This window comes from Pseudomonas sp. IB20, assembly GCF_009707325.1.
In the GTDB taxonomy this organism is placed as follows: domain Bacteria; phylum Pseudomonadota; class Gammaproteobacteria; order Pseudomonadales; family Pseudomonadaceae; genus Aquipseudomonas.
On sequence record NZ_CP046103.1, the window covers coordinates 1,085,012 to 1,099,636 of the forward strand.

Below are 14,625 nucleotides of genomic sequence, written 5' to 3' on the forward strand. Positions count from 1 at the left end.
ACTTCGGCAGTTTCCTGGCGTAAGCCTATACTTGGGCCTCTACCAGAAGTGATTCGGGAGCCCGACGATGTTTGCTCTCATGCACAGCACCCGCCTTGAATCGCTGCACCTGAGCATCGACCCGGCGACCGGGCTGAAGGCGGTCATCGCCATCCACAACAGCCGCCTGGGACCTGCCTTGGGCGGTTGCCGTTACCTCGCCTACCCCGACGATGAAAGTGCCGTGGCCGATGCCGCGCGCCTGGCCCAAGGCATGAGCTACAAAGCCGCCCTGGCCGGTTTGCCGGTGGGCGGCGGCACGGCAGTGATCATCCGCCCCGTGCATGTGGAGAGCCGTGCGGCACTGTTTGAAGCGTTTGGCCGCTGCATCGAAAAACTCGACGGCCGTTTCATCACTGCCATCGACAGTGGCACCTCGGTCGCCGACATGGACTGCATCGCCCAGCACACCCGCTTCGTCACCAGCACCACCGCCGCCGGCGACCCGGCGCCCCATGCCGCCATGGGCGTGTTCACCGGCATCCGCGCCGCTGCCATGGCGCGCCTGGGCAGTGACAACCTCGAAGGCTTGCGCGTGGCCGTCCAGGGCCTGGGCAATGTCGGTTACGCCCTGGCCGAGCAACTGCACGCCGCTGGCGCCGAACTGCTGGTCAGCGACATTGACCACGGCAAAGTGCAATTGGCCATGGAGCAATTCGGCGCGCACCCCATCGCCAACGACGCCTTGCTCAGCACCCCGTGCGACATCCTCGCGCCTTGCGGCGTCGGCGCCGTGTTCAATCGCCACAGCGTCGGCCAACTGCGCTGCGCCGCCGTGGCCGGTTCCGCCAGCGCGCAACTGACCAACCTGGACATCGCCGACCAGTTGGAGGGGCGCGGCATCCTTTACGCCCCGGACTACGTGATCAACTCCGGCGGCCTGATCTACGTCGCCCTCAAACACAGCGGCGCGGAGTTGGCAGGTATCACCGCCCATCTGTCCAACATCGGCACACGCCTGACGGAAATCTTCGCCCACGCCCAAGCCGAAAAACGCTCCCCCGCACGGGTGGCGGATGAGCTGGCCGAACGCCTGCTCTACCCATAAGCCAGGCATTAAAAAGGCCCTGAATCAATGATTCAGGGCCTGTTCAATTCGGGCTTTATTCCGCTGCCGGGTTCAGCAACTCGGACAGCGCGTCCGGCTGGCTCTTGAACGCCTTGGCAAATACATCGCGGTTCTTCGCCATGTAGATCCCGGCTTCCTCCACCTGTTGCTCGCTCAGGGACGGCACGGCTTTTTGCAACACTTCAGCCAGCAACTCAGCGAGCTCAAGCATCTTGTCATGACGGTCAGCTTCGGCTTTATCCATGAACAAACGCTCCAGATCTCGGCTGCTGCGGTATACCACTTCGACGGCCATTCACCACCTCACATGCCTTCACGATAGTTGTCTTTTGCGACTACTGTATTTATATACAGCTAAAAGGGTAAGCCAAACCACGGGGTTTGGGTAGCAGTTTTTTAATGTAGTTGGGAAATAGGGGTTTGCTAGAACGGAAATTTCTGACAACACGCTGAGGTTGCCGAGTAATCCTACGGTGGCTTACCTTCTCCGGGCCTTGCATCGCGGGGCCGAGCTTGGCGGCTCGAACACGAAAAAGAGAACTTTCTTGATTAATACCGGAGCCGCAACATGGAAAACAATACTCACCGTACCGCCGATGCTTTGAATTCCGAGCCGCCCGTCACGCTATTCAGCGTCACACCTACAGTGGACACAGAAACCCTTCTGGCAAACGCCAGCGAAACCCTAAGCAGCGCCGTGAAATGGCCAATATGCTGGCATTCGACCTTGAAGGCCCACAGCGAAGCCTGGTCTTGGCGATTCACCAACTGGTCGAAATGGGCGGCTTATTAGTCGACCGAGCGCTGGAGCAAGTCGCACCCGCCTGAGGCAAAGCGCGTAACTGTGGCGAGCGAGCTTGCTCGCGTTGGGCTGCGAGGCAGCCCCAATTCAGGCGAAGGTATTCTTCCAGTTAAAACCCATTTGCAGGTTTTAGGGGCGCTACGCGCTGGAGCGTCAGCCCGGCCCAACGGGAGCAAGTGTTGTCAACTGTGGCGAGCGAGCTTGCTCGCGTTGGGCTGCGAGGCAGCCCCAATTCAGGCGAAGGTATTCTTCCAGTTAAAACCCATTTGCAGGTTTTAGGGGCGCTACGCGCTGGAGCGTCAGCCCGGCCCAACGGGAGCAAGTTGTGTTGTCACCCTGTGCCTCACGTCACGTCGCCATCATCTTATACCTGCCTCTGGCCTTTTTTCTGCATGCAGAACACCCGTTACGTCCAACCCGCATTATCCGGTCGAGCCGACCTAAGGAAGCATCATCGTGAAATTCAACTGGGCCGAAAAGCTGCGTCAAAATGTCCATGGGCTGGCTGAGTCGCTGGGCAATCTGTTTGTCGAGACGTTCCACTACCTGGCGTTGTTCGCCATTGGTGCGGTGACCGCCTGGGCGGCGGTGATGGAATTTTTGGGAATGCTGGAAACCGGGCACATCAAGATCGATGACATCTTGCTGCTGTTCATCTACTTGGAACTGGGCGCAATGGTCGGGATTTATTTCAAGACCAACCACATGCCGGTGCGCTTCCTGATCTACGTGGCGATCACTGCGCTGACGCGCCTGCTGATCTCCAACGTGTCCCACCACAACCCGCCGGACATCGGCATCATCTACCTGTGCGGCGGCATTCTGCTGTTGGCGTTTGCGATTCTGGTCGTGCGCTACGCTTCGTCGGCGTTCCCCTCGGTGAAAGTCGAAGGCCCGCGTCGCAAAGGCGAGGCGAGCCTGGAGACCGAGAAGGGCGAGCTTTAAAGCCCGACGCTGAAGGGCAGGGTGTGGGCGGGCGGTCGCTGCAGGAGCTTGTGGTCGCCGTCCGTCATCACCGCCAGGATTTCCATGGCGCTGTGGCCCTGCTCGATGGCGATGCCGAACTGAATACTTTGCACCAGCCGTTTGAGCCGTTGCGGGTCGTTGCGTTGTTCGGCGCTGATCATGCGTTTGGCAACCACGCCGTCCTCATTCGAGAGGGTGAGCATGATGCTGCCATCCAGCCGTTGGATGCTTAGGTTGACGCGGTATTTAGGCGTGAAGGTGTCGGTGATGATCTGAAAAGGATTGTCCATGGTGCGTTACCGCCTGATAAGAACATGCATTCATTGACGACCGGTGTCTGGAATAGTTCGCATTGCCTGACCACCGGCCACTCCGTCGCTGAGGGTTCACAAAGTCCGTTTGCCTCATAGGCTGTACAGCAAAGGGCGTGCCGTATGGCGACCTATCTGACTGTTTCTAACCCCTGTGGGGGCGGGCTTGCCCGCGATTGCGGTGGATCAGCTTAATAATTTCTGGCTGACAGACCACTATCGCGGGCAAGCCCGCTTCCACATTGGATTGGTGTTGTGGGCTATTTCAGGGCAACACAGAGAAAACGATCGCAGACAGCGCAATTAGCCCGATCACCACCACAAATACATTCGACACCTGGCCCGAGTACTGGCGCAGAGAGGGCACGCGGCGAATCGCATACATCGGCATCAGGAACAACAGGCACGCAATGATCGGCCCGCCCAGGGTTTCGATCATGCCCAGGATGCTTGGGTTGAAAGTGGCCACGGCCCAGCAGGTCAGCACCATGAACAACGCGGTGCAGCGTTCCAGCCCTTTGGACGACATTGAGCGGTTACGCCCACGCAGGGATTTGACGATCAAACCCTGGAAGCCTTCGCTGGCACCGATGTAGTGGCCGAGGAAGGATTTGGTGATTGCCACCAGCGCAATCAACGGCGCGGCGTAGGCGATCACCGGGGTCTGGAAGTGGTTGGCCAGGTACGACAGGATCGAAATGTTCTGCGCCTTGGCAGCCGCCAAGTCAGCTGGCGACAGGGCCAGCACGCAGCTGAAGCAGAAGAACATCACCGTCAGCACCATCATGCCGTGGGCGGTGGCGAGGATGCCGGTGCTTTTGCGCTCGGCCTGGGCGCCGTATACGCGCTTCTGGTCGACGGCGAAGGCGGAGATGATCGGCGAGTGGTTGAACGAAAACACCATCACCGGGATCGCCAGCCACAAGGTCTTGAAGAAAGCCGGCAGCGGCATGCCTTCGCTGGCGGAGGCGAAGAACGCGCCGTTCCAGTTGGGGATCAGGCTCACGGCCAGCAACAGCAGGGCGGCGACGAACGGGTACACCAGCACGCTCATGGCTTTGACGATCACGCCCTGGCCGCAGCGCACAATGGCCATCAGGCCGAGGATCAGCACCAGCGACAGGATCGCCCGCGGCGGCGGGGCCATGTGCAGTTGGTGTTCCATGAAGCTGCTCAAGGTGTTGGTCAGCGCCACGCTGTACACCAGCAGAATCGGGAAGATGGCGAAGAAGTACAGCAGGGTGATCAGCTTGCCGGCGCCGACGCCGAAGTGTTCTTCGACCACGTCGGTGATGTCGCCGGATTTGCCTGACAGCACAAAGCGCGTCAGCCCACGGTGAGCGAAGAAGGTCATAGGGAAGGCCAGCAGTGCCAGCACGATCAGTGGCCAGAAGCCGCCGACGCCGGCATTGATCGGCAGGAACAAGGTGCCTGCGCCGATGGCCGTGCCGTAGAGGCCGAGCATCCAGGTGGTGTCGTGTTTGGTCCAGCCTTTGGTCACGGTTGTTGCTATAGCAGGATTTTCGGCAGCAGGTGTACGTACATCGGTCATCGATATTGCCTCGTTATTATTTTTGCGCGGGCTCACGTTGGGGCGGGTAGAGGTGCTCCGATCAGCACTCCACCCAGCTGACCGCCAGGCCGCCCCGTGAAGTTTCTTTGTATTTGTCATGCATATCGGCGCCGGTATCGCGCATGGTGCGGATCACCCGGTCGAGGGAAATGAAGTGTTTGCCGTCACCGCGCAGGGCCATTTGCGTGGCGTTGATCGCCTTGACCGCAGCGATGGCGTTGCGCTCGATGCACGGCACTTGCACCAAGCCGCCGACCGGGTCACAGGTCAGGCCGAGGTTGTGTTCCAGGCCGATTTCGGCGGCGTTTTCCAGTTGTTCCGGGGTGGCGCCGAGGATATCGGCCAGGCCGGCGGCGGCCATGGCGCAGGCTGAACCCACTTCGCCCTGGCAGCCGACTTCGGCGCCGGAGATCGAGGCGTTTTTCTTGCAGAGGATGCCGACAGCGGCGGCTGCCAGGAAGAAATTGACCACGTCGTCGTCAGACGCGTCCGGGTTGAACTTCATGTAGTAATGCAGCACCGCCGGGATGATGCCTGCCGCACCATTGGTGGGTGCGGTGACCATGCGCCCGCCGGCGGCGTTTTCTTCGTTGACGGCGAGGGCGAACAGGTTGACCCATTCCATCGCCGACAAGGTCGAGGTGATTACGTTGGGCTTGCCGATTTCCAACAGGCTGCGGTGCAATTTCGCCGCTCGGCGTGGCACATCCAGGCCTCCGGGCAAGATGCCTTCATCGCGCAGGCCTTGCTCCACGCATTCGCGCATCACCGACCAGATATGCAGCAAACCGCTGCGGATGTCTTCGTCGCTGCGCCACGCGCGTTCGTTGGCCATCATCAGCTCGGAAACCCGCAAGCCGTGCTTGTTGCACAAGGCCAGCAGTTCGACGGCGCTGGAAAAGTCGTAGGGCAATTCAACATCGCTGGTCGGCGCGATACCGGAAGCTGCTTCGGCCGCCTCGATGATGAAACCGCCGCCTACCGAGTAATAGGTTTGTTCGCTCAGCAACCCATTGTCGCCATAGGCGTGCAGGGACATGGCGTTGGGGTGGTAGGGCAGGCTTTCGTCCAGCAGCAGGAGGTCGGTGTGCCAGTTGAAGGCAATTTCCTGTGTGCCCGCGAGCAACAGTTGGCCGGATTCGCGCAATTGCTGGATACGTGCGTTGATCGAGGTGGGGTCGACTTTGTCTGGCCATTCACCCATCAGGCCCATCACGCAGGCGCGGTCGGTGGCATGGCCCACGCCGGTGGCGGACAGCGAGCCGTACAGGCGCACCTCGACACGGCGCGTGTCACTCAGTAAATCTTGGTCGGTGAGTGCCTGGGCAAAGGTCGCCGCCGCCCGCATCGGGCCGACGGTATGGGAGCTGGAAGGGCCGATGCCCACCTTGAATAGATCGAAAACACTGATAGCCATGCTAAAGCCTTACAAGCAATGGAGTAGAAATCGCTGCCATGTTTTGTAGAGCAGGCGGAATTGGCGCGATACTGAGCCTCTGGATCGGCACTGACCAACGAATTATCCTAAGACACCCTTTAGCAGGACTAAACTCTATGACCCGGCCCCTTCATGGTCAGACCTACGTCTGGCTGCACGTTTTTTCCTGCGCTGCGCGGCATTTGTCGTTCACCCGCTGCGCCGAAGAACTGCACATCACGCCGGGGGCGGTGAGCCAGCAAATCCGCCAGCTGGAGGAGCGTTTGGGTTTCCGGCTGTTCCATCGGCGTGCGCGCGGTGTGGAGTTGAGTGCCGAGGGGCAACGGCTGGCGGCGACGGTGGGGGAGGCTTACGGCAGCATCGATGCGGAGTTGCAGCGGCTGGACGCGGGGATGATCAGCGGTACCTTGCGCCTGCGCTCAATCCCGTCGTTTCTCGGCAAATGGCTGACCCCGCGTTTGCCGCGTTTGCAGCAACGCTTTCCGGATATCCAGCTGCGCATGGTCGCCGAAGACAGCAGCATCGCGCTGCACGAAGGCGACTTCGACTTGGCCATCGACTTGAACGACGGCAGCTACCCCGGCCTGTTATCCACAGCCCTGCTCGATGAGCAGATTTTTCCGGTGTGCGCCCCCAGCCTGTTGCGCGGCCGCCCGCCACTGCATGGCCCGGCCGACCTGGTGCATTTTCCGCTGCTGCACGACATCACCGCCTGGCGTGGGAGTTATGAATACGCCGAGTGGGAGTTTTACCTGAATGCCATCGGCTACCACCAGGCCGACGTACGGCGCGGCCACACCTTCAACCGCAACCACCTGACCATCGAAGCCGCCATCGCCGGCATGGGCGTGGCCATCGCGCGGCGCACTTTGCTCAATGATGAGTTGGAGCGTGGCACCTTGATCGTGCCGTTCGGCCTGGCCGTGCCCAATCACAAACGCTACGTGCTGCTGTATGCGCCGGGCGCACTGAGCCATCCGGGCGTACGCGCGGTACATGACTGGCTGGTGGAGGAAGCGGGGATTTTTCGCGGATTGCACCCGTTGGGAGAGGGGCAATTATGAGGTTCGCAGGGCGTAAGAAGATGTAACTAACTCCCCACCCTAACAGCGTTTTTGCTCTTCGTCAGACTTAATTTGTAATGTGGGATTTATCTTTGCAAAGGGCTTGAAATGTTCTTCTGACTGCTCAATTGTGTAGTCAAGAGGTCATGGTTTCACCACCCCGGTGTTGCAGTTTGTGACCTCCCGCGAGCTAGCTGAAATAAGGGAAGAACTATGCAAATCCAAGTCAATAGCGATAACCATATTGAAAGCAGCATCCGACTGGAGGAGTGGGTACGTACTACCATTGAGAGCACGCTCGAACGTTATGAAGAAGACCTGACCCGCGTCGAGGTCTACCTGAAGGATGAGAATGGCGACAAGCCCGGTCCCCACGATCTAAGTTGCCGCCTGGAAGCGCGGCCAAAAGGCCATCAACCACTGTCGGTCCTGCATAAGGCCGATACCCTGGAACAGGCGATTGATGGCGCAGCTACCAAGCTTGAGCATGCGCTGGAACATCTTTACGGCAAATTACGCGGCAAACCACGCGCCGCCGGGCAAGCATTGCCTAATACCAAGGTCGACGAGGCCGAGCTCGAAGAGGAATTTCTGGAAAACGAACAGGCTGCGCTTAACAGCTGATAGCTGAGTGTTTTTTCAACCCCAATCAAACGGGCCTGCATCTGCAGGCCCGTTTTCGTTTACCGCCCGCGTCGGAAGAAATACCCACTCAACATCGCCAACCCGCCCGCGCCAAGGCCTGCAAAGAGCATGGCCCAACCGGCACCCTGGCGCAGCGCCGCCCGGGCATCTGCGGGGGGCAGCACCAACGCGTCCAGCTTGCCTGCCGCAATGTTCTGGCTGATCGCGGGCCAGTCCAGCGCCGAAGTTTGGGGCAGCAGGCTGGAAAGGTGATGGCTGATGCCCAGCAACAACACCAGGCCCATCAGCGCGATGTTGAGCGCCAAGGTGATCAGCCGCGCGCTGAGGTCAATGCCTGAGGCCATGCCCGCGCGGTCGGCCGAGACGGAGCCGGTGGTGGTGTTGGTGGTCGGTGAGTTGGTCAGCGCCAACCCGACGCCGGTTATCACGCAACTGAGCAGTACCCATACGATGGTTGGCTGCTCGGCCGTATTGATCGCCGCCATGACGATAAACCCCGCGCCCATCATGCCCAGGCCCAAAGGAATGATGCGCTCGGCGCCGTAGCGCAGGGCCAGGCGCTCGGCCAGCGGCGGCACCAATAAGGTCGGCAAGGTGTAGGCGAGTAGGGCGCCGCCGGTGGTCAGCGTGTCGTAGCCCAGGCCCGCCTGGAAGTAGAGCGGCAGGTAGATCATGAACGGCCAGAAGCTGAAATTCATGCCGATCGAGCCCATCAGCGCGCCGTTGAAGCGCTGGATGCGGAACACCGAGAAATCGAACATCGGGTGCGCGCTGCGTCGCTCGACAGTGATGAACAACAGCAGCCCGGCCAACGACAAGCCTGCCCAGCCAAGCATGGCCGGCGTGCCAAAGCCGTTCTCGCTGCCCTGGGTGATGAAGTAAACCAGCGCGAACACCGACAGCGTCAGGGTCAGCATGCCGGCGATGTCGAGGCGATGGCCGGCCGGGTCACGGGACTCTTGCACGCTGATGCGTAGCAGCACGAGTGTCAGCAAGGTCAGCGGCACATGCACCAGGAACACCCAGCGCCAGTCCGCGACCGCCAGGATCAACGCCCCCACCATCGGCCCAAAGCCCAGGCCCACACCTGCGATCACGCCCCATATCGCAAAGGCCCGAGCCCGCGCTGCCGGCTCACGGAACTGGTGCGACAGAATCGCGAACTGGCAGATCATCATTGCCCCGGCCCCCACGCCCTGGACAAACCGCGCCGCGATCAGCGTGGGCGCATCGTTCGCCAAGCCACACGCCAGCGAGGCCAAGCCAAACAGCCACAGGCACAACACCAGCATGCGCCGCCGCCCAAAGCGATCGGCCAGTGTGCCGGCTGCCATCAGTACGCTGGTGCAGGCCAGGGTGTAGGCATTCATGATCCATTGCGCGTCTTGGAAGCCCGTGCCCAGTTGCTGTTCCAGGGTTGGCAGGATGATCGGCACGCTGGAAATTTCCAGGCCGAACATCAGGGCTACGAGGCAGACGGCGGTGAGGGCCAGGCCATCTTTGGCGGTGCGCGGTGCGCTGACGGCCGATACGGCGGCGGCGGGCGGCATGGGATATTCCTTTCGATTAGGTGAGCGCACTATTCTCACGGGAACAAGATTCTTTATTCGTGATAAGTTTTCCGTTGATAAGGGAATCAAGAGCGACAATGAAATCATGGCCACACCGCGTTTTGATGGCGTTGAACTCTTTCTGCAAATCGTCGAAAGCGGCAACCTGACCGAGGCCGCCGAACGGCTGAACCTCACGCGTTCGGCCGTGGGTAAAGGGTTGGCGCGACTGGAGGCTCGCCTGGGCACGTGCTTGTTGCAGCGCTCCACGCGCCGCCAACGGCTGACCGAGGACGGGCAGGCCTACTACGAACATTGCCTGCGTGCGCTGGCCGAACTTGAAGCCGCCGAATCGGTGCTGGAGAGTGGCCGGCAACAGCCGCGTGGAAGGTTGAGGGCGAGCCTGCCGTTGGCGTTCGGTCATCACTATGCGGCGCCTGCTTTGTGGGGCTTGATGGACCGTTACCCGGAGCTGGAGATCGAGATTTCGTTCTCTGACCGGCTGATAGACCTGGCTCAGGAAGGTTTCGACGTTGCCGTGCGCATCGGCCCGCTACCGGACACCGACCGCCTGAGCGCACGCCGCCTGGGCGAGCAGTCCGTGTGCCTGGCCGCTTCACCGGCGTACTTGCAGCGTGTCGGGCGGATTGAGTGCATCGATGACCTCGCCGCACACCGAGGCATTGCCTACCGTTGCAATACCTCGCATCGCTCGGGTGTGCCGTCGCCCTTGGTGCTGGACGACCTCCAGGCAGTGGCCGACGCCGCCATTGCGGGCGTGGGCCTGGCCTGGTTGCCGAGCTGGCTGATTGCGCACTATGTACTGCGCGGCCAACTGGAAGCGGTCCTGCCGAGCTACCGCGACCAGCCTGCGCCGATCCATGTGATTTGGCCCACGGCCGCACACATGCCGGCCAAGACTCGCTGCGCCATCGATGCCTTGGTCGCCGGCACGCCGAGTTGTTTGGCAGGTAGTTAGACCCCGTTGCCATCAGGTCAGCCGATCCCCTGTGGGGCTAGCTTGCGAGGCTGCGAAAGCGGTGGGTCAGGCACCTTAGATAGAGCCTGTGCCGCCGCCTTTGCAGCCTCGCTGGGGCTCGACAGCTCCCCCAGGTTTTGCACCGTTTGTAAGGTCCCACTCCTTAACTGGAGCTCTATGACTCAGGCAATCAGAACGCGATAGACGTCTGCACGTACACCGTGCGCGGCTCGCCGACGTATTTGCCCTTGTTGTTATCGTCGAACGAGCGTGTGTAGTACTGCTTGTTGAGGATGTTTTTCACCCCGACTGCCACGTTCAAATCCGACAGCTGTGGGCCGAAGTCATACGCCGCGCGGCTGCTGAACAGCATGTAGCCGGGGATGCGTCCATTGGCACCGTCGGCCGTTTCGGCCTGGGTGTTGGCGTTGTCGGCGAACTGGCTGCTCTGGTAGCTGCTGTCCAGGTTGAGCTTCCAGCGGCCTTCGGTGTAACCGACGCCCAAGGTGCCTTTGTGCTTGGACGAGAAGGGCACACGGTTGCCTTTGTTCGAGCCGTCCTCGCGGATGGTTGCATCGACGTAGGCGTAAGTGGCGTACACATCAAAACCGGCCAGCGCCGGGCTCAAGCCGTCGAGGGCGTAGTTGATGCTCGACTCGATGCCCTGATGGCGGGTCTCCCCACGGGCGATTACCGAATCGTTGGTTTGGTTGCTGTCGTACTGGTTGTCGAAGTTGATCAGGAACGCGCCGATTTCCGCACGCAGGGTGCCGTTGTCGTAGCGCGTGCCGAGTTCCCAGGTGCGGGCTTTTTCCGGTTTCACTTCGCCGCTGGTCACGCGGTTGGGCATCTGGCTGTACTGCACGCTGCCGAACGAGCCTTCGGTGTTGGCGTAGAGGTTCCAGTCTTCGGTGAGGTGGTAAAGCACGTTCAACGCCGGCAACGCGGTGTTGTAGTCGCCCTTGTATTTCACGTTGGTCAGGTTGTTGGTCTGCTGGGACTCGATCATCTCGTAGCGAATGCCCGGGGTGATGGTCCACTTGCCGATATCAATGCGGTCATCGAGGAAAAATGCATTGGCTTCAGTGGCGCCACGCGTATCGCGGTCGTTGCGGCTGTTGGTGTCGGGCAGTTGCTGGTTGGCGCTGATCGGCGTGCGGTAGCGCAACTCGTGGCCGGCTTCGTTGATGTAGCGGTAGCCGACGCCGACTTCGTGGCTGGTCGGGCCGAGGTCGAAGCCTTGGGCGAAGCGGGTTTCCAGGCCGCGTACCCAGTACTCGCGCGGCGACAGCGAGAGGAAGTTGCCCTGATCCAGGTAGCCATTACGCAACGTGGTGGTGAAGAAGGTATTGGCGGTGAATTCGCGACGGTCTTCCTGGTAGCGGTAACCGGCGTTGAACATCGTACGGCGGCCCCAGAATTTGTCGTAGGGGCGCGTGGATTGGTACGGGTCGGCCTTGTAGTCCTTGACGTTCAAACCGCCGGGCATATCGGCCTGGCCTTCGTAGTACTGCGCCATGGCGTTGAAGCTGTTGGCATCGTCGAGCTGGTATTTGCCCTTGAGGATCAAGTCGTCGATGCGCGTGTTGCTGTTTTCGCGCCAGTCGCCGCCACGGGTGCCGGAGTACAGAATCGCGCCGCCCAGGCCGTTATCGGCCGTGCCGCCGGCCAGCAGGTTACCGGTGGTCTTGAAGCCATCGTGGCTGGAAGACGGACTGGTCTCGGTCTGTAAACCGCCTTTGACGGTCGGTGCATCCGGGATTGCGCGGGTGACGAAGTTGACGATGCCGCCGACGTTCTGCGGGCCGTAGCGCACCGCGCCGCCGCCGCGAACCACGTCCACCGCATCCATATTGCCCATGCTGATCGGCGCGAAGGACAGTTGTGGCTGGCCATACGGCGCGAAGGGCACCGGGATGCCGTCCATCAGCACCGTAGAGCGCGAAGCCAGGCGTGGGTTGAGCCCGCGAATGCCGAAGTTGAGCGCCATGTCATGGCTGCCGGTGCCGTTGTTTTCCGGTGCGTTGACGCCGGGGATGCGGTTGAGCACGTCACGCGCCTGGGTCGCGCCCTGGCGCTCGAATTCCTCGCGGCGGATCACATCACGCGCGCCGGGGTGTTCGAACACGTTAGTTTGCGCCGCGTCGCCGAGCCAGTCGCCGACTACGTTGGAGGTTTGCAATTGGAGCGTGGCAGGGGCGCTCGCCGGTTGCAGGCTGTAGGCGTTTTCGCCCTCGGCGCGGGCTTGCAGGCCGGTGCCTTCGAGCAGTTTTTGCAGGCCTTCGTCGGCGCTGTAGTTGCCCGACAAACCACGGCTTTGCATACCCGCCGTAACCTCGGAGCCAAAGGAAATCAGCACGCCGGCCTCACGGCCGAATTGATTAAGCGCCGCTTCCAGGCTCGCCGGCGCAATGTGATACGGCTTGGCGTCGGCGGCCATGACAGGTGCCAGCGCGGTAAGACTGAGGCTGGCGCCCAGTAGGAGTTGGCGCAAGGTACGGGCGAGGAGCGTCGGTTGCTGGGGCATGAAGGGCGGTCCTGAGAAGGAAGGATCAAGGTGGCTTTCCTTCTCTGTCACGCGAGGTGTGGAAAACGGCTCATATTTTTTAAAAATAATTTACGCGCGTGCCTGGACGGTCACCCAGTAGCGGGTAAATCGCCGCACTTTCACTGGCAGGCTGACTTCTAACAGGTCGAGGATGCGTTCGCTGTCATCCAATGGGTAACTGCCGGACAGCAGCAAGTTAGCCACTTGCGGGTCGCAATTAACCTGGCCGCGGCGATAACGGCCCAGCTCGGCGAGGAATTCTTCCAGGCGCATGTGCGCAGCCACCAGCATGCCGTCTGCCCAGGCGCCGCTGTTGGCATCGGTAGGGCGCGGGGTGTCCCAGCCTTTGCGGGTGACGTTGACTTGGCGCGAGGCCTCGACCGTCAGAGCTAGGCCGCTGTAGCGGTTGGGCATCACGTCGACATGGCCATCGAAGACCGCCAGTTGGGTATGGTCGTTGAACTGGCGCACGTTCAGCCGTGCAGCCTGGCTGCTCAGCAGGCCTTGCCCGGTCATCACGTGCAGCGGCGTATCGCCGGGGCGGGCGGTCAGCAGGATTTCGCCTTCAAGCAGGCGGACCAACCGTTGGCGGCCATCAAAATGCACATCCACCGCGCTGCCGGTGTTGAGCTGCAATTGGCTGCCATCGGCCAATTGCACCTTGCGACGCTGGCCGACGGGGCTGCGGTAGTCGGCGCTCAGCGGCGGCAGAATATGCTGTTGGCGCAGGCTCCAGGCCGCAGCCGAACCGGCGACGAGGATCAGCAGCAGCTTGAGGGCCTGGCGCCGGCTGCTGGATTTCGGTGCGTTCAACGCCGCGTGCGCCAGCGGCGAGGGCATGCCGCGCAGGCGTTGGTTGACGCGCTGGATATGGTCCCAGGCGCGTTGATGTTCGCTGTGGGCCTGGAGCCATTGCTGCCACGCAGCTTGCTGGCGCGGGTTGAGCGCGCCTTGCTGCATTTCCATCAGCCAGTGCACGGCTTGCTCTGCGACTTGCGTGGAGAAGTTCATAGGGCGAAGTAGCAGCGCATGGCGGCTTTGTTCAGGTGGCGTTTGACGGTGGCGATGGAGATGCCCAGTTCGGCGCCGACTTGCGCGTAGGTCAGGCCGTCGAGCTGGGCCAGCAGGAAGGCGCGTTTGGCCTGCACGGGCAGGCCGTCGAGCAGTTGGTCCAGCTCCAGCAGCGTCTGCAGGATGATTGCGCGTTCTTCTTCCGACGGCGCCACGTGTTCGGGCATTTGCGCCAAGGCGTCGAGGTAGGCGCGCTCCAGGTCCTGGCGTCGGTAGAAGTTGAACAGCACGCGCTTGGCCACGGTGGTGAGAAAGGCGCGGGGTTCGATCAGCGTCGGTATTTCCCGCGCGGTGAGCACGCGGATAAAAGTGTCCTGGGCCAGGTCGGCGGCGCTTTGCGGGCAGCCGAGCTTGCGTCGCAACCAGCCGGTGAGCCAGTGATGATGGTCGTTGTACAGAACTTCGACGGTATTGGACGGCTGCAACGCAATCACTCCACAAGCATCGGCATGCTTTAGAGAACAAGAATTGTTCGCATTGTAGGGTGCGTGACAAGGTTCGGCAATCCGGTAAGGCCGGTGATTCATCCGTTCTCTTTTGCTTATGAGAATATTTATCATTAATATTGCG

At 61.2% G+C, this 14,625-nt stretch carries 13 protein-coding genes and 1 pseudogene; 6 read left to right on the forward strand and 8 right to left on the reverse strand.

Annotation, left to right across the window (positions count from 1 at the left end; translation table 11 throughout):
* The first annotated feature begins 67 nt into the window (after positions 1–67).
* Positions 68–1,087, forward strand: coding sequence for a Leu/Phe/Val dehydrogenase (locus GJU48_RS04955; protein WP_094951396.1), 1,020 nt, complete (start codon positions 68–70; stop codon positions 1,085–1,087).
* 55 nt (positions 1,088–1,142) lie between these two features.
* Here GJU48_RS04955 and GJU48_RS04960 read toward each other — a convergent pair whose 3' ends face one another.
* Positions 1,143–1,403, reverse strand: coding sequence for a YebG family protein (locus GJU48_RS04960; RefSeq protein ID WP_003188807.1), 261 nt, complete (start codon positions 1,401–1,403; stop codon positions 1,143–1,145).
* Positions 1,404–1,676: 273 nt separating this feature from the next.
* Here GJU48_RS04960 and GJU48_RS04965 point away from each other — a divergent pair.
* A pseudogene (locus tag GJU48_RS04965) lies at positions 1,677–1,936 on the forward strand (DUF6124 family protein).
* A 430-nt stretch (positions 1,937–2,366) separates the two neighbouring features.
* Complete coding sequence (locus GJU48_RS04970) at positions 2,367–2,855, forward strand: phosphate-starvation-inducible protein PsiE (RefSeq protein ID WP_094951395.1); 489 nt, start codon at positions 2,367–2,369, stop codon at positions 2,853–2,855.
* Here GJU48_RS04970 and GJU48_RS04975 read toward each other — a convergent pair.
* The 3 genes from GJU48_RS04975 to GJU48_RS04985 form a co-directional block, all read right to left on the reverse strand.
* Positions 2,852–3,166 carry a DUF3509 domain-containing protein gene (locus GJU48_RS04975; RefSeq protein ID WP_094951394.1) on the reverse strand — a complete coding sequence of 105 codons (315 nt, stop codon included), beginning with the start codon at positions 3,164–3,166 and terminating at the stop codon, positions 2,852–2,854. The genes GJU48_RS04970 and GJU48_RS04975 overlap by 4 nt on opposite strands.
* Before the next feature lie 286 nt (positions 3,167–3,452).
* Positions 3,453–4,739 (reverse strand): serine/threonine transporter, encoded by a 1,287-nt coding sequence (locus tag GJU48_RS04980; protein WP_094951393.1) that lies wholly within the window; start codon positions 4,737–4,739, stop codon positions 3,453–3,455.
* Between the two features lie 61 nt (positions 4,740–4,800).
* Positions 4,801–6,177: an L-serine ammonia-lyase gene (locus tag GJU48_RS04985; RefSeq protein ID WP_094951392.1), complete on the reverse strand. Its 1,377-nt coding sequence runs from the start codon at positions 6,175–6,177 to the stop codon at positions 4,801–4,803.
* Positions 6,178–6,314: 137 nt separating this feature from the next.
* Between GJU48_RS04985 and GJU48_RS04990 the strand changes: the two genes are divergently transcribed.
* Together GJU48_RS04990 and GJU48_RS04995 are read left to right on the forward strand one after the other, a co-directional pair.
* Positions 6,315–7,262, forward strand: a complete 948-nt coding sequence (locus tag GJU48_RS04990) for a LysR substrate-binding domain-containing protein (protein WP_094951391.1) — start codon at positions 6,315–6,317, stop codon at positions 7,260–7,262.
* 213 nt (positions 7,263–7,475) lie between these two features.
* Positions 7,476–7,886, forward strand: a complete 411-nt coding sequence (locus GJU48_RS04995) for an HPF/RaiA family ribosome-associated protein (RefSeq protein ID WP_094951390.1) — start codon at positions 7,476–7,478, stop codon at positions 7,884–7,886.
* Between the two features lie 59 nt (positions 7,887–7,945).
* Here GJU48_RS04995 and GJU48_RS05000 read toward each other — a convergent pair whose 3' ends face one another.
* Complete coding sequence (locus GJU48_RS05000) at positions 7,946–9,457, reverse strand: MFS transporter (RefSeq protein WP_094951389.1); 1,512 nt, start codon at positions 9,455–9,457, stop codon at positions 7,946–7,948.
* A gap of 106 nt (positions 9,458–9,563) precedes the next feature.
* Here GJU48_RS05000 and GJU48_RS05005 point away from each other — a divergent pair, with 106 nt between their 5' ends.
* A complete protein-coding gene (locus GJU48_RS05005) occupies positions 9,564–10,436 on the forward strand; it encodes a LysR family transcriptional regulator (RefSeq protein WP_094951388.1) in 873 nt (290 codons plus the stop codon).
* A 190-nt stretch (positions 10,437–10,626) separates the two neighbouring features.
* On the opposite strand, the gene fecA is transcribed toward GJU48_RS05005, so the two are convergent.
* The 3 genes from fecA to GJU48_RS05020 form a co-directional block, all read right to left on the reverse strand.
* Positions 10,627–12,963: a TonB-dependent Fe(3+) dicitrate receptor FecA gene (fecA, locus tag GJU48_RS05010; protein WP_094951387.1), complete on the reverse strand. Its 2,337-nt coding sequence runs from the start codon at positions 12,961–12,963 to the stop codon at positions 10,627–10,629.
* A 90-nt stretch (positions 12,964–13,053) separates the two neighbouring features.
* Positions 13,054–13,995 (reverse strand): FecR domain-containing protein, encoded by a 942-nt coding sequence (locus GJU48_RS05015; protein ID WP_094951386.1) that lies wholly within the window; start codon positions 13,993–13,995, stop codon positions 13,054–13,056.
* Entirely contained in the window at positions 13,992–14,480 is a 489-nt protein-coding gene (locus GJU48_RS05020; protein ID WP_094951385.1) for a sigma-70 family RNA polymerase sigma factor, read from the reverse strand. Before GJU48_RS05020 ends, GJU48_RS05015 begins: the two co-directional genes overlap by 4 nt.
* Between the last annotated feature and the right edge of the window lie 145 nt (positions 14,481–14,625).